The 13,448-nt window shown below is 61.5% G+C and carries 15 protein-coding genes; 7 read left to right on the forward strand and 8 right to left on the reverse strand.

All coding sequences use genetic code 11. The features are described from left to right. Nucleotides 1-15: 15 nt before the first annotated feature. Nucleotides 16-1,836 (reverse strand): SulP family inorganic anion transporter, encoded by a 1,821-nt coding sequence (locus tag A3OO_RS0108140; protein ID WP_018407341.1) that lies wholly within the window; start codon nucleotides 1,834-1,836, stop codon nucleotides 16-18. 275 nt (nucleotides 1,837-2,111) lie between these two features. On the opposite strand from A3OO_RS0108140, the gene A3OO_RS0108145 reads away from it, so the two are divergent. Both A3OO_RS0108145 and A3OO_RS0108150 read left to right on the forward strand, forming a co-directional pair. Further along, nucleotides 2,112-2,837: a response regulator gene (locus A3OO_RS0108145; protein ID WP_018407342.1), complete on the forward strand. Its 726-nt coding sequence runs from the start codon at nucleotides 2,112-2,114 to the stop codon at nucleotides 2,835-2,837. Further along, on the forward strand, nucleotides 2,834-4,270 hold the full coding sequence (locus tag A3OO_RS0108150) for an ATP-binding protein (RefSeq protein ID WP_018407343.1): 1,437 nt from the start codon (nucleotides 2,834-2,836) through the stop codon (nucleotides 4,268-4,270). The genes A3OO_RS0108145 and A3OO_RS0108150 overlap by 4 nt, the downstream gene beginning before the upstream one ends. A gap of 63 nt (nucleotides 4,271-4,333) precedes the next feature. Here the strand turns inward: A3OO_RS0108150 and A3OO_RS0108155 are convergent, their stop codons facing one another. Then, nucleotides 4,334-4,750, reverse strand: coding sequence for an Lrp/AsnC family transcriptional regulator (locus tag A3OO_RS0108155; protein ID WP_018407344.1), 417 nt, complete (start codon nucleotides 4,748-4,750; stop codon nucleotides 4,334-4,336). Between the two features lie 132 nt (nucleotides 4,751-4,882). Here A3OO_RS0108155 and A3OO_RS0108160 point away from each other — a divergent pair, with 132 nt between their 5' ends. Together A3OO_RS0108160 and A3OO_RS0108165 are read left to right on the forward strand one after the other, a co-directional pair. After that, nucleotides 4,883-5,950: an ornithine cyclodeaminase gene (locus A3OO_RS0108160; protein WP_018407346.1), complete on the forward strand. Its 1,068-nt coding sequence runs from the start codon at nucleotides 4,883-4,885 to the stop codon at nucleotides 5,948-5,950. Between the two features lie 14 nt (nucleotides 5,951-5,964). Further along, nucleotides 5,965-6,903 (forward strand): dimethylarginine dimethylaminohydrolase family protein, encoded by a 939-nt coding sequence (locus tag A3OO_RS0108165; RefSeq protein WP_051080394.1) that lies wholly within the window; start codon nucleotides 5,965-5,967, stop codon nucleotides 6,901-6,903. Here A3OO_RS0108165 and A3OO_RS0108170 read toward each other — a convergent pair. From A3OO_RS0108170 to A3OO_RS0108180, 3 genes are read right to left on the reverse strand one after another with little or no spacing between them, the layout of a single operon-like run. Further along, nucleotides 6,887-7,444, reverse strand: coding sequence for a peroxiredoxin (locus tag A3OO_RS0108170; protein WP_018407348.1), 558 nt, complete (start codon nucleotides 7,442-7,444; stop codon nucleotides 6,887-6,889). The genes A3OO_RS0108165 and A3OO_RS0108170 overlap by 17 nt on opposite strands. A 29-nt stretch (nucleotides 7,445-7,473) precedes the next feature. Next, complete coding sequence (locus A3OO_RS21350) at nucleotides 7,474-7,815, reverse strand: antibiotic biosynthesis monooxygenase family protein (protein ID WP_018407349.1); 342 nt, start codon at nucleotides 7,813-7,815, stop codon at nucleotides 7,474-7,476. Beyond that, nucleotides 7,812-8,054, reverse strand: a complete 243-nt coding sequence (locus A3OO_RS0108180; protein ID WP_018407350.1) for a hypothetical protein — start codon at nucleotides 8,052-8,054, stop codon at nucleotides 7,812-7,814. Before A3OO_RS0108180 ends, A3OO_RS21350 begins: the two co-directional genes overlap by 4 nt. A 389-nt stretch (nucleotides 8,055-8,443) precedes the next feature. Here A3OO_RS0108180 and A3OO_RS21355 point away from each other — a divergent pair, with 389 nt between their 5' ends. Beyond that, complete coding sequence (locus A3OO_RS21355) at nucleotides 8,444-8,728, forward strand: hypothetical protein (protein ID WP_018407351.1); 285 nt, start codon at nucleotides 8,444-8,446, stop codon at nucleotides 8,726-8,728. Nucleotides 8,729-8,746: 18 nt separating this feature from the next. After that, a complete protein-coding gene (locus A3OO_RS0108190) occupies nucleotides 8,747-9,490 on the forward strand; it encodes an SOS response-associated peptidase (RefSeq protein WP_018407352.1) in 744 nt (247 codons plus the stop codon). On the opposite strand, the gene A3OO_RS0108195 is transcribed toward A3OO_RS0108190, so the two are convergent. The 3 genes from A3OO_RS0108195 to A3OO_RS0108205 all read right to left on the reverse strand — a co-directional run bounded on the left by A3OO_RS0108195 (nucleotide 9,460) and on the right by A3OO_RS0108205 (nucleotide 12,087). Further along, a complete protein-coding gene (locus A3OO_RS0108195) occupies nucleotides 9,460-10,302 on the reverse strand; it encodes a GNAT family N-acetyltransferase (RefSeq protein ID WP_018407353.1) in 843 nt (280 codons plus the stop codon). The two genes, A3OO_RS0108190 and A3OO_RS0108195, sit on opposite strands and share 31 nt — an antisense overlap. Nucleotides 10,303-10,355: 53 nt before the next feature. Further along, the gene (locus A3OO_RS0108200; RefSeq protein ID WP_018407354.1) at nucleotides 10,356-11,381 is read right to left on the reverse strand and encodes a ribose-phosphate diphosphokinase; all 1,026 of its coding nucleotides are present in this window, start codon (nucleotides 11,379-11,381) and stop codon (nucleotides 10,356-10,358) included. Between the two features lie 61 nt (nucleotides 11,382-11,442). Next, on the reverse strand, nucleotides 11,443-12,087 hold the full coding sequence (locus A3OO_RS0108205) for a dienelactone hydrolase family protein (protein ID WP_018407355.1): 645 nt from the start codon (nucleotides 12,085-12,087) through the stop codon (nucleotides 11,443-11,445). 306 nt (nucleotides 12,088-12,393) lie between these two features. Between A3OO_RS0108205 and A3OO_RS0108210 the strand changes: the two genes are divergently transcribed. Further along, nucleotides 12,394-13,443, forward strand: coding sequence for a hypothetical protein (locus A3OO_RS0108210; protein WP_245257135.1), 1,050 nt, complete (start codon nucleotides 12,394-12,396; stop codon nucleotides 13,441-13,443). Nucleotides 13,444-13,448: the final 5 nt, after the last annotated feature.

A 13,448-nucleotide genomic window follows, 5' to 3' on the forward strand; every position in this document is an offset into this window, starting at 1 on the left:
CGTGAACTTTACGGACTAGACGCTGCGCTTGCGCGGGGCGAGGGGATGCTTTGACGTTGCGACGTGTTGATCCAGTCCGCAAATCTCTGCGTGGCCGCCGTTTGCTTCATAGTCCTCGCAAAAGTGATGGAGGTTCTCCATCACCGTATGATCGACGCACCAGGACTCCGAGAGGTCGAAGATCACCGTCTTGCCCTTTGGGAGCTTCGCGAGATCGCCCTTGAGCGCGAGGTAATTGGCGAAAAACGCGGCGCCGCCGATCTTGACCTGATAAACGCCGGGTTCGCTCTCCACGACGTCACGATGCAACTTGAAGACCTGCCCCCAATTGACGCTGCGCCAGAAGTGAAACAGGAACTCGGCGGCGATGCCGATGGCGACGCCGATCAAGAGATCGGTCGCCAGCACGCCGATGATGGTAATCACGAAAACGGTGAGCTGGTCCCAGCCGATCGCCAGCGTCTTCTTGAACTCGAGCGGCGACGCAAGTCGATAACCGGTGAACACCAGCAGCGCCGCGAGCGAGGCAAGCGGGATCTCATGAATGACCCTCGGGAAAAGCGCGACGAAGATCAGCAGGAACAACCCGTGGAAGAAATTCGCCCACCCCGTGCGCGCGCCGTTATTCACATTGGCGGAGCTGCGAACGATTTCTGCGATCATCGGCAGACCGCCAATCAGACCGCAGATGATGTTGCCGAAGCCGACGGCCGCGACGTCGCGGTTGAGATCCGAGGTGCGCTTATAGGGATCGAGCTTATCGACCGCCGCCGCGCTGAGCAGGCTCTCCAGGCTGCCAACAAGACAGATGGCGAAGACCTGCTGCCAGAACATGCCGGAGCCGATCAGCGAGAAATCCGGGAAGGCGAAGCCGGACAGGAAGTTCTGCGGAATCGAGACAAGGAATTTCGGACCGATCGTGAATTCGTGATGCGGCAGGAACGGCGTGTCGGGCAGGAAGAGATAGATATGTTCATCGTCGAGATCGTAATATTGCGCGAGCGCCATGCCGATGATGACGACGACGAGCGGCGCGGGGATCATTTTTAGGCGGCGACTCTTCACCAGCGACCAGGCGATCAGGATCAAAAGCCCAATGCCGCCGATCATGGCGACTTCGGGATTCATGTCGCGAAGGCTGGCGGGGATCGCGCCAATCGTCTCAAACAGCGTCTGCGCATCGGGCTTCACGCCGAGCATGACGTGAATCTGCTTGGCCATAATGATGATGCCGATCGCCGCCAACATGCCATGCACGGCCGAGGACGGAAAAAAGGCGCTCATCTTGCCGGCTTTCATGATGCCCATCAGCATCTGAATGACGCTGGCGCAGACGATCGCCGCCAAGGTGTAGTGATAGCCGGCTTTGGCGTCGCCGCCGCCGAGCGCCTGCACCGAGTCCAGAATGACCACGATGAGGCCCGCCGCCGGGCCGGTGATGGTGACGAAGGAGCCATTGATTCGTGACACCAGCAGTCCGCCGACGACGGCGGTGATGATGCCCGCCTGCGGCGGAAAGCCCGACGCCATCGAAATGCCAAGGCAGAGCGGCAGCGCGATAAGAAAGACCAGAAAGCCGGACAGAACGTCCGCGCGCCAATTTTGAGCCAATCCGGCGAGGCCGGTCTTCGGCGTGAACCTTGTTGGAAGCGTCCCTCGTGAATGATTGTCGTCCACGGCGATGTGACTGGTTCCTGTCGCGCCGGCCAAAATTCCGTCTGATCCGCCTAAGCCCAGCCATCCGTCCTGCGCCGACGATCCGGCGCGCTGAGAGGCGTTCGCGTCTGCCGCGGTCGCTTCGAGGTCTTGGGTGACAGCCTGAGCCTTACTTTTCATACATTGTCCTTGCCATCGCGCTCAGTCGAAACCTTGGCACCAACCGGGTAGCTCGGCCGCAACATAGGATAGGCTAGTGGCTGTGGTGTTTCTCCAGTTTTTCAGACCACAGAGATTGTTTCTGATTCTTTTCCCAAATCCGACGAGATCAGACCAAGAGCTACTGAAGCGTCGCGGGACGGCGTCCTTTTTTGTGATGGAAACACTCTAGAAACACTGCATTATTAGGTTCCGCATAGTTCCAGTGAGCTCCAACGAAAGCGATTGCGCCTCCTTTGACCCCTCCCATTTCAATTCTGATCGTCGAGGATGACGCCGAAATCGGCGAGTTCATCTCGCTCTATCTCGCGGCGCACGATATTCAGGCTAAGGTGGCCGCAAACGCCCAGGCAATGGACGCTGCGTTCAGCGCCGGAGCCTATGACCTGCTGATCCTCGACCTTAATCTTCCCGGCGAAGACGGCTTGTCGATCTGCCGGCGGGTGCGATCCGAGAGACGCATCCCCATAATCATACTGACGGCGCAGTCGGAGGACATCGACAAAATATTGGGTCTGGAGCTCGGGGCCGACGATTACATCGTCAAGCCTTTCAATTCGCGCGAGCTGCTGGCGCGTATCCGCGCCGTTTTGAGGCGAACTGAAACCCCGAACGCGAACGCCGTCGACGGGCGCGCTGTACGGCAAGCGTATCTTTTCTCGGGCTGGCGTGTGGATGTGCTGGCGCGGGAGGTCGTCGCGCCGTGCGGCATAAAAGTGGCCATGACGGGCGCCGAATTCGATCTGTTGCATGCCTTGTGCGAAAATCCCAACCGGGTGTTGACGCGCGAGCAACTGATCAACATGACGCATGGCCCGACGACCGGGCCCTTTGAGCGGAGCATTGATGTGCTGATCAGCCGGCTTCGACAGAAGATAGAAGCGGATCCAAAAAAGCCCGCGTTCATCCAGACGGTTCGCTCCGAGGGCTATATTTTCTCCACTCACGTGGCGCGCGCATGAACTCAACTCGCGTTCCCTGGCGTTTCCGGCTCAACAAGCTGGCCGTGCAAATCACGCTGCTCATGCTTGTGTCCATCGTCGCATTCCAAACCATCGTGATCGGCATGTTCCATGTGTTCGGCCGGCGGCACATTGTCGATCAGGGCGATTTCATCGCGAGCATAATCCTCGCTCTGGACGTCGCGCCGAATGCAGAGAGAGCGAATATCGTTTCAGAGCTTTCTCTTGCCGTTCCCTACGCCAATATCGAGATCCAGGAGACTCGCCCAGCAGCGGCGGACGCCTCGTTGGGAAGCGACGTGGCCTTCGATAACGAGATCCGTCACATCGATTCGCTTTTGTGGAAAGGCGCGGACGTGTTCAAGGTTGCCAGCTCGGCGCCAGGGGACTACGGCGTTCTCGCCGTCGAATTGCGCAAGGGCGGCTACGCGACCATCTCGATCGCGCAGCATCAAAAGTCGCCTGGCTCAATCTGGCGGTGGCTCTGGCAGCACGCGGAGGACGAACCGATCATCGTCACTCCGGGAGCGCGAACGGCGCTATCTTTCATCATATTCACCGCGATCTTCGTCTTCTGGGCGCTGAACGCGATCATGGCGCCGCTGCAGCGACTCGCGAAATACGCCGAGCAGATTCCGAATGACATCGATACGAAGACGCCGCTTCCCGAACGAGGTCCCCACGAGGTGCGCGAATTGACCCGCTCGCTCAATCGTATGCAGGCGCGCATCAGCAAGATGATCGCCGCGCGCGCCCATGTGCTTGCGGCGGTGAGTCATGACTTGCGAACAATTATCACGCGCCTGAAGCTAAAAACGGAGTTCGTGCCAGATCAAAGCCTTCAGCAGCGGATGATGCGCGACGTCGATCTGATGGACGCAATGCTGTTCAAGAATCTGCAGTATTTGCGCGCTGAAGGAGACGACAAGTCCGACTGTTCCCTGGTCGATCTCGACAGCGTTCTGCAAACTGTCGCTGACGAGTTCTGCGACCTCGGGCATCATGTCACCTACCATGGCGATGGTCACCAAATGGTCTTCGGATCGCTTTGCGACGTGCAGCGCATTTTCACCAATCTCGTCGAAAACGCGACGCATCACGCGAAGACCGTGGATATCTACATCGCGGAGGGCCCGGGAGGGCTCATCGAGGTCGACGTCGTCGACGACGGACCGGGAATGTCAGCGGAGGGCAAGAACACTGCATTTGAGCCCTTCGTTCGCGGCCAGCCGGGACGAACGCTTGACGAGCACAGCGGATTTGGACTCGGCCTATCGATTGTGCGCTCGCTCGTCGAGAACCATGGCGGATCCGTGTCGCTGCTCGATCGAGAGCCCAACGGGCTGATCGCGCGTGTCTGTCTGCCCCGCGCGGTCGAAGGAGACGAAAAGCTGTTTCCGACGGACTCCAAGGCGGCGCCGGCACTCTTCTGAACGATATCGGACGGGGTTCGTCCTTGACGCGCCCGAATGCCCGCGCGATGCGCCAGGGGGCGTTCATGCGGGTGCAAGCAGCAGGCTCGTCTCGCTTCGAGCGATCCCCTCGATCATCCTCACGCCCGACAGCACCCGATCGAATTCCTCGAGATTGGCGCACTCGATCTCCGCGATGAGGTCGAAAGGCCCGTTGGTGCTGTAAAGCGTGTGGATCTGCGGGAGCCCGCGCAGCGCCTGAGCGACGCGACGGGAATTCTTGCCGGAGACTTCGACCATCATGATCGCCCGGATGCGATCGGATGCGGCGGGATTTTTCAGCCGAACCGTAAAGCCCAGGATCACGTCGGACGCGATGAGCTTGTCGAGTCGGTTCTGGACCGTCCCGCGCGAGACGCCGAGCGCCTTGGCGAGCTGGGATAATGAAGCGCGCGCGTCGGTTCGCAGCAGCGCGATCAGTCGGTGGTCGAGATCGTCCATGCCCATATCTCTGTCGAAACAGTCAATATCTATGACCGAAATGACAGATTTCGAGCCGTTTCGACAATTTATGGCGATTTTGATTAGCGGCGCCGCGTTCTAGTCTCCTGACAGGGATCGATTGGAGAAGGCATGGTGACGTTTCTGAGCGCGCGAGATGTCGCCCGCATCGTTGGAGAAGTGGGCGCGCGGCGCTTTTGGTTGCTGCTCGTCGACTATCTGCGTCACGATTTTATGCGCTGGGACGCGTTCGAGAAGTCGCCGCGTTACGCGAGCCATTCGCCGCGCGGCGTCATTGAACTGATGCCGACGAGCGACGGCGAGGCTTTCGCCTTTAAATACGTCAACGGTCATCCCGGCAACACGCACTTCAACCTGCAGACCGTCGTCGCCTTCGGCGCGCTCGCCGACGTCGAAACCGGCTATCCGACGCTTATCGCCGACATGACGCTCGCCACCGCCTTTCGCACCGGCGCCACTTCGGCGCTGGCGGCGGCGCATCTCGCGCGGCCCGACAGCAAGACGATGGCGCTGATCGGCCTTGGCGCCCAATCGGAGTTTCAGGCATGCGCCTTTCACGCCGTTCTTGGCGTTGACCGGCTTCGCGTCTTCGATGTCGATCCTGACGCCGTCGAGAAGTTCGAGCGCAACATGGCCGACTTCGGCCTGACGATCATTCGGTGCGCCGACGCGCGCAGCGCCGCATCCGGCGCAGATATCATCACGACGATCACGGCGGATAAGAAATGCGCCACGATATTGGCCGACGACATGGTTGGGCCTGGAACCCATATCAACGCGGTCGGCGGCGATTGTCCCGGCAAGACCGAACTTGCGCGCGACCTGCTGCTGCGCTCTGAAATATTCGTCGAATATGCGCCGCAGACGCGCAGCGAGGGCGAAATTCAGCAACTCGGCCCGGAGCATCCGTTGACGGAACTGCGTGAGATTCTGGCTGGTCATCGACCAGGGCGCACCTCCAAAGACGCAATCACCATCTTCGACAGCGTCGGTTTCGCCATCGAGGATTTTTCGGTGTTGCGCCTATTGCGCGATCTTGCGCGGGAGACGGGGGTCGGCCGCACGATCGAGCTGATCGCTGAGCCGGCAGACCCCAAGGATCTGTTCTCCCTGCTGCATCCGCTCGACGCGGAACAGGAAAACGACGCAACTCTCGTAAGGACGGAACAGCCCGCATGATCGACGGACGTTCAATGCCAGAGAAATCGCTGACGAGCTTCGACGCTGAAGCGGCTGTGTTGAGCGATGCGCCGCGAAGCGACGCGCGCGAGGCCACGCCGCCACGGCCTGCGCCTCCGCGTCGCGCGATATTGATGTGCGCGCCGGACCATTTCGGCATCGACTACATCATCAATCCGTGGATGGAAAACCAGATCGGGCAAGCAGCGCTGCCGCGCGCGAAGGCGCAATGGGAGAACTTGCGCGGCAAGCTGGCGGCGCATAGCGAGATCGCCTTCGTGGCGCCGACGCCGGGCTTGCCGGACATGGTCTTCACCGCCAATGCCGGGCTTGCGATCGGCGACACGGCCGTCGTGAGTCGTTTCAACGCCAAGGAGCGGCGGCCCGAAGAGCGTCTGTTTTGCGAATGGTTCGAAGCGCAAGGCTATTCAATCGCGCCCTGGCCGGAGAACGTTCCGTTCGAGGGCGCCGGCGACGCGCTCCTCGATCACGCGCGGGGAATTGTCTGGTGCGGATATGGCTGGCGCTCAGGCGAAGAAGCGCCCAAACATCTTGAAAGAATCTTCGGCCGTCGCGCCGTCGCGCTGAGGCTCATAGACCCGCGCTTCTATCATCTCGACACCTGCTTCTGCCCGCTGAGCGGCGGCTGGCTGATGTATTACCCGGATGCCTTTGACATCGCGTCGCGGGAAGCGATCCGAGCCATCGCGCCAGTGGAGAAGCGGATCGAAGTCGGCGAGAAAGACGCGCTCTCCTTCGCCTGCAATGCTGTCGAAGTCGCCGGGCGCGTTTTCCTCAATGCCTGTTCCGAGGATCTTCGCTCACGCCTTCTCGACGCGGGATTTACGCCCGTCGTGACGCCGCTTTCCGAATTCATGAAGGCGGGCGGCGCCGCGAAATGTCTGACGCTGCAGTTGCCGGGCGCCGCGTCCAAGGTCATACCGCGGGGATAAGCGTTTCTCCGCCGACCGGCCGGCTACAGGGGCAGAGCGCGCCGGTCTGCAAGGCGTCGAGGACGCGCAGCGTGTCGTCCGGCGCGCGGCCGACGTCGAGATTGGTGGCATAGATATGTTGAATGACATTGCCAGGATCGACGACGAAGGTGGCGCGATAGGCGACGCCTGAAGGCGCGCGCACGCCGAGGCCATCGACCAGATCGCCCTTCGAGTCCGCGAACTGCCAGATCGGCAAGCTCTTCAGGTCACGGTGGTCGCGCCGCCAGGCGAGCTTCACGAATTCATTGTCCGTCGAGCCGCCGAGAACGACGGCGTCGCGCTCGGCGAAATCCTTCGACAAGCGCGCGAAGGCCGCGATTTCCGTCGGGCAAACGAAGGTAAAGTCTTTCGGATAGAAGAAGATGATTTTCCACATGCCTGGGAAGCTCGTCTCGCTGAGCGTTTCGAAGGCTGTCTCGCCGTTTTCTTCGATCTCGTTAAATCCCGGCTTGACGCCAGTCACAACGAAAGGCCGTATGCTGTCCCCAATTCCCAACATGTTTTTCTCCTAGAGAACGCCGTCGGCGCCTATTGCGGATTGCTTCTGGAGACCGTTGCGTCGAATTCCTCCAGCCTCGAGGCGCAGCGCGGGACAGCGCCGCCGTTCGACAGCCCATAGAGTTCGGCGCGTCGCCAATCGAGGAAGCGCTCTTCCGTCTCCCACATGGTCACCGAGAAATAGAGCACGTGCGGACCGCTCTCCTTCCCTCGATGGAATTGAAATCCGATGAGACCGGTCGCTTCCCGCAGCCGGATGCTTGTCTCTCGCCAAGCCGTTTCGAACGTTTCTTCGCAGCCTTTGACGACCTTGAACTGGTTCGAGGCCATGAACATCGCGCGTTCCTTCTTTCCTGTTGCCGAATATTTCATGGCGCATGCATCTCATGCTGCTGCGCGCGACGCGTTAGCGCGATAAGCGCAGCGAATTCGTCACATCTCTTGCGCATGCATTCATCCGGACAGGAAAGCGCATAGTGGCTGCGCAACGCCGCAAGCCCATAGCCGGCGAGTTCGACTTCATCGATCGACAGTCGAACCGAGTTTTGGTTCATCGCGTCGGCGAGGATCGAATCAATGCGTTTTCTCTCTCGCGCCAGATCGCACATCATTCTCTCCTTGAGGGCACGGAACGTCACGCGTGGGGTTGCGCGCCTGATTTTTTGCTCGAGGGTTCGATGCTGAAAGTCTCAGCGGCGCCGCGTGCATGGTGTAAAGATTTAACAGGCGACTTGCTACGTCAATACAATTGATCACTCATCGGAAGTCTTTCAGAAAGTGCTGTTTGCAGCGTTCTTACTTGCGAAATATTCCAATTAGAAGGAAGCGCGTCGTCATCGAGCGCTCCGGCTGTGGCCATCACGCCAAGGCCATCGTTCTGGCCTGTGGCTTCACGACAGGGCCATCGTTCTGGCGCAAATCTGGGTTCATTCGACGATGCGCCGCGAAGGCTTGGCTTCAGCGCCAACGCGGCGAGAAGAGTGTGAACAAGGGAATAAAAATGCACAGCATCGCCACGCCCCGCCGGGCCAAGAAAGCCCTCGTCCTTGCGACGCTTCTGACGGCCTCGATGCCGCTTTATGGCTGCTACACGCCCGCGGAACGCGCTCTCGGCGGCGGCGTCATCGGCGGTTTGGGCGGCGCCGGCATCGGCGCGCTTGCCTCAGGCGGACTGGCCGGCCCGACGCTCGCCACGGCGGCGGTCGGCGCAGCAGGCGGCGCGATCATTGGCGCCGCGACGGCGCCGCGCCCATATTATTACCGCCGTCATCGGCACTACTACTGAGACAGGACGGTCTCGCCTATGTGCGGGCGCTTCACGCAGCATCTCTCCTGGGAGGAGCTCCAGCGGCTTGCCGATTTGATCGGCCAGCCGCGTAATTTGCAGCCCCGCTACAATGTGGCGCCGACGACGATGATCGAGGTCATCAGGCCGACGCCGGCGGGAAACGAACTTGTCCAGATGCGCTGGGGCTTCGCGCCCTCCTGGTGGAAGAAGCCCCTGCGCGAACTGCCTGCAACTTTCAATGCGCGTGCCGAGACGGTCGCCGAAAAACCGATGTTCCGCTCGGCCTTCGCATCTCGGCGCTGCATCATCCCGGCGTCGGGCTTCTATGAATGGACCGGGGCGAAAGGCGCCAGGAATCCGCATTATTTCACGGCGCCCGACGGCCGCCCGCTCGCCTTCGCCAGCTTGTGCGAGAGCTGTCGCGATATTGAAAGCGATGCGACGATCGACTCCGCGACGATCATCGTCGGTCCAGCGAATGGCTGGATGCGCCGTTTCCATGATCGCATGCCGGTCATTCTCGACTGGCGCGACGCCAACGCATGGATGACAGGCGAGGATCCCGGGGCGTTGCTCCGGGCGCCGCCCGAAGAGGCTCTGCAGGAATGGACCGTGTCGCCGCGCGTCAACCGTTCGGGCGAAGCCGACGACGATGCGACGCTGATCGCGCCGAGCCTCGCGGCGTCCGATCTCATCGATCGCCTCGGCGCCCTGTCAGGCGAAGCGAATCACCCGAGTTCGAAGGTCGTGACGCCGTAGCAGCGGTCGATGCGATCCGGCGGCGTTCCTTCCGTATACATGCGCGCCGTGTCGAACACGGCGGTCATCTGGCGTCGCTGCGCCAGCGCGATGGCGGCCGAGTTTGCTTCGGGCGTATCGAGAAACACCGGCGCACGCGCGGCTCGTGCGCATAAGCCTTGAAACAGCGCGTCGGCGATCTGTGAATCATCCGCGAACAGCGGCCCGATCTTGTAGCCGTCGCGACACGCGCGCAGCACGCCATAGCCGGCGAGCCGCTCTGGCTTCACCACGGCGAGCGCGGCGCTCTGCGGCTGCGCGATCCAGTGCGAGAGAAAATTCGGTCGCGACGTCGGAAAGACCGTCTGGTCATATCGCACGATCTCGTCGAAGGGGACGTCAGCCAATTCAGTCAGGTCGGGAGGCGCTTTGCCGCCGCCGACGCATCGATGACGTATGTTGCGATAGGCGAATGTGAATCCGTAGCGCGCATAAGTCTGCTGAAGGTCGATCGCGGCGTCGAGCCCGACATTGCGGCCCTGCACGTGCTGCAGTGCGACGTCCAAGAGCCGAAGGCCGACGCCCTGTCCACGGTAGGGCGGACGAACGATGAATAGCCCGACATAGCCGAATGACTCGTCATAGGCGACGGCGGAGACGCAGCCCAGAGGCTCGCCCGCGCGTTCGGCGATAAAGAACCCTTTCGGATCGACGGCGTAGAAACTCTCCGCGTCATACAGTCCGGGATTCCAGCCCTCGGCCGCGGCCCAATCGAGCGCGCGATCAAGTTCGCTCTTGGACATTCGGCGAATGAGGATGTCTTCCAAGTTCATGCGAGGCTTGTGGCGCGAGTCGCTGCAGGACGCAACCAAAGCGCGGCCGGCGGCTAGGGCCCGTTCTCCAGAAGCTGCGTGATGGAACCATTTGCGTGCAGGCGTCTGATCGCTTCGGCGAGGAGACCAGTGACGCTGACCACCATCAACCGATCGCCAAGCGCGGCCGCCATGGACGGTTGCAGCGGCGCTGTATCGGTGATGATGAGCCGGTCAATCGGCGCGCTCTTAAGCGCGGACGCCGCCTTTTCGGAAAAGACGCCGTGGGTCGCCGCGACCCAGACGTGCGCCGCGCCATTGGCGCGGCAGGCCGCAGCGGTGCGCGCCACCGTGCCGCCGCCGGCGATGAGGTCGTCGATGATGATCGCCGTGCGATCCTTGACGTCGCCCGAGAAAATATCGCCAGCGACGTGGCCCTCGCTTCGGTATTTATCCATGAAGGCCTTGGCGACTGGCCGCTTCAGCATGCCTTCGAGCCGCAGCCGAAAAAGCTCCGCGCGTTTCTCGCCGCCAAGATCGGGAGAGACGACGGCGACCGGCCTGTCCCCGATGTTGGCCAGGACATGACGCGCAAACAGCGCCTGAGCGTCAAGGTGAACGGTCTCGCAACGAAAGGCGTTCTGAAAAGCGGCGATGTTGTGTACGTCGACGCAGACCACACGGTCCGTCCCAAGCGCTTCAAACAGCTGCGCGACATAGCGCGTGGTGACCGGATCGCGGGGCTTGGTGCGCCGGTCCTTGCGCGCGAAGCACAGATAGGGCGTGACGGCCGTGACGCGCTGAGCGCCTGCGTCCTTCAGCGCGCCGACGAAGAACAGCAGTTTGCAGAGCTTGTCGGCGCTGCTCGCGACGTCGTCGCCATTTAGGGTGAAAACGACGTAACAGTCGCGGCCGCGCACATTTTCGAGCGGCCGGATCTTATATTCGCCGTCTTCGAACTCGCGGTCTTCCAGCGGCGCGAGCTCAGCGCCAAGCAATTGTGCGACGTCTTCGCCAAAAGATATGCTGGCGCCGAGCGCGAATAGCGCAAGGCTGCTCTCTGCTTCGCTCGGCGGTTCGGTCAGCGCCATCGTCATCATTTTCAAACCTTCTGCGCTAAGAAAAATTTGGCATGCGTTATTCTTGGGCGTTATTCTTGGGTCACGACTGAGGCGCGCAAAGAGACTCGCCAAACCATTTGGCCGCGCGCTCGACGACGCTCTCCAATGTGCCGGGCTCCTCGAAGAGATGGGTGGCGCCGGGGACGATGTCGAGACGGTTGGGGCATATGAGCAGCTGCTGCGCGCTGCGATTGAGTTCAATCACGCCATAGTCCAGTCCGCCGACGATCAGCAATGTCGGCGCTTGAACCCGCCGCAGCGCGTCGCCTGCAAGATCTGGCCGACCGCCACGCGAGACGACGGCGGCGACGCGTGGTTCATCGGCCGCGGCGACGAGCGCGGCGGCGGCGCCCGTGCTCGCCCCGAACAGCCCGATGGGCAAGCGAGCAATATCGCTGTCCCTCACCCAGTCGATCGCCTCGCGGACGCGCGCGCCGAGCAGTTCAATGTCGAAGACGTTGCGCCGGAATTCGCCTTCCTCGGCGGTGAGGAGGTCGAACAGCAAGCAGGCGAATCCCTGCGCGACGAGTCGCTCGGCGACATATCTGTTGCGCGGACTGAAGCGCGAGGAGCCGCTGCCATGCGCGAAAATGACAAGGCCCTGTGGCGATTGAGGCAGGTACAGCGATCCCTCCAATCGATGGGGGCCGATTGCGACGTCGGCGGTCGTAAAGTCGCGCGTCATAGGGACCTCGTGCAGATTGGACGTTTCAGCCTACATGGCGTCCTACATGGCGTCGCAGTATGAATCTTCTTCTGGAGAAACCGCTCAGCCCTCGCCATATTCCCTTAAGGACGCTCGCTTGTGAGAGGGAGGTTCATGCTAACGCAGCGGCAGATCGATTTTCAGGGCCTTGAGCGGCCATCCGAGCGCAAGAGAGGATCATGCGCATGATCGAAAAGCTCGAAGTTCGCTTTGAACGTGGGACAGCCTGCGACGGCTTGGTCGAAGGCCGCGGCCCGCAGCAAATCGACCGCGGCGATGGAGTCGATGCCCGATAGCGGAGCGAGCGCCATTGGCGACACGGGCTCTCCCGCAACTGCCGAGAAGGTTCGATTTCTCAGCGCGCCCGGAGCCTATTCGCATGCGCCGGCGTCGGTGGCCGTGCTGGAAACGCATATGTCCTATGTTTTTCTCGCAGGCGATAAGGTCTACAAGCTCAAGAAGCCCGTTCGCTATCCCTTCCTCGACTTCTCGACGATCGATGCTCGCGAACATAATTGTCGCGAGGAGGTGCGTCTCAATCGCCGGCTCGCGGCCGATGTGTATTTGGGCGTCGCGCCGCTGACCTATAGCGCGGAAGGCGGCATTGCGCTTGGCGGCGATGGCGCGGTCATCGACTGGCTTGTCGAGATGCGCCGCCTGCCGCGCGACGCGATGCTCGATCGGCTGATCGCCGAAGATCGCTTGAGCGCGGCGCAGATTGACGCGCTTTGCGACACATTGGGGAGTTTTTATCACGGCGTGGAACGCTCCTCGATCAGCGCCGAGGATTATGCGCTGCGGTTTTTTCGCGAGCAGGAAAAGAATCGGGACATTCTGACGCGGCGGGACTTCGCGCTCGACCATGGGCGCACGCCCGTTCTGCTCGACCTTCTCGACGCAAGACTGGCGGCCAGCCGATCAGAGTTGCAGCAGCGCGTCTTTCAGGGCCGGGTCGTCGACGGGCATGGCGACTTGCGCCCGGAGCACATCTGCTTTCGTGACCCGATCGCCATATTCGACTGTCTGGAGTTCAACGCCGAACTGCGCCAGGTCGATCCCTTCGACGAGCTTGCCTATCTTGGCGTCGAATGTGCGCTGCTTGGCGCGCACACGCTCGGCGTCGAACTCGTCGACAAAGTGGCGCAGCGACTCTCCTGCGAACCCCCGCGACGCCTGGTGTCGCTTTACGCGGCTTGGCGCGCGGTGCTGCGCGCGCGGCAGTCTGTGGCGCATCTTCTCGATGATGCGCCCCGGGAGCCAACGAAGTGGGAGCCGCTGGCGACGCGCTATCTGAATCTTGCGCAATCGGCGCTCGCCGCCGACAATCGAAGGTGAGGGCG

Source organism: Methylocystis rosea SV97 (assembly GCF_000372845.1).
GTDB classification, from domain to species: Bacteria; Pseudomonadota; Alphaproteobacteria; order Rhizobiales; family Beijerinckiaceae; genus Methylocystis; species Methylocystis rosea.

What these genes read in the sequence shown, in the direction of transcription:
- A3OO_RS0108140 (WP_018407341.1), bottom strand. Translation starts at nt 1,836, where the DNA reads ATGAAAAGTAAGGCTCAGGCTGTCACCCAAGACCTCGAAGCGACCGCG.
- A3OO_RS0108150 (WP_018407343.1), top strand. Translation starts at nt 2,834, where the DNA reads ATGAACTCAACTCGCGTTCCCTGGCGTTTCCGGCTCAACAAGCTGGCC.
- A3OO_RS0108155 (WP_018407344.1), bottom strand. Translation starts at nt 4,750, where the DNA reads ATGGACGATCTCGACCACCGACTGATCGCGCTGCTGCGAACCGACGCG.
- A3OO_RS0108160 (WP_018407346.1), top strand. Translation starts at nt 4,883, where the DNA reads ATGGTGACGTTTCTGAGCGCGCGAGATGTCGCCCGCATCGTTGGAGAA.
- A3OO_RS0108165 (WP_051080394.1), top strand. Translation starts at nt 5,965, where the DNA reads ATGCCAGAGAAATCGCTGACGAGCTTCGACGCTGAAGCGGCTGTGTTG.
- A3OO_RS0108170 (WP_018407348.1), bottom strand. Translation starts at nt 7,444, where the DNA reads ATGTTGGGAATTGGGGACAGCATACGGCCTTTCGTTGTGACTGGCGTC.
- A3OO_RS21350 (WP_018407349.1), bottom strand. Translation starts at nt 7,815, where the DNA reads ATGAAATATTCGGCAACAGGAAAGAAGGAACGCGCGATGTTCATGGCC.
- A3OO_RS0108180 (WP_018407350.1), bottom strand. Translation starts at nt 8,054, where the DNA reads ATGATGTGCGATCTGGCGCGAGAGAGAAAACGCATTGATTCGATCCTC.
- A3OO_RS21355 (WP_018407351.1), top strand. Translation starts at nt 8,444, where the DNA reads ATGCACAGCATCGCCACGCCCCGCCGGGCCAAGAAAGCCCTCGTCCTT.
- A3OO_RS0108190 (WP_018407352.1), top strand. Translation starts at nt 8,747, where the DNA reads ATGTGCGGGCGCTTCACGCAGCATCTCTCCTGGGAGGAGCTCCAGCGG.
- A3OO_RS0108195 (WP_018407353.1), bottom strand. Translation starts at nt 10,302, where the DNA reads ATGAACTTGGAAGACATCCTCATTCGCCGAATGTCCAAGAGCGAACTT.
- A3OO_RS0108200 (WP_018407354.1), bottom strand. Translation starts at nt 11,381, where the DNA reads ATGATGACGATGGCGCTGACCGAACCGCCGAGCGAAGCAGAGAGCAGC.
- A3OO_RS0108205 (WP_018407355.1), bottom strand. Translation starts at nt 12,087, where the DNA reads ATGACGCGCGACTTTACGACCGCCGACGTCGCAATCGGCCCCCATCGA.
- A3OO_RS0108210 (WP_245257135.1), top strand. Translation starts at nt 12,394, where the DNA reads ATGCCCGATAGCGGAGCGAGCGCCATTGGCGACACGGGCTCTCCCGCA.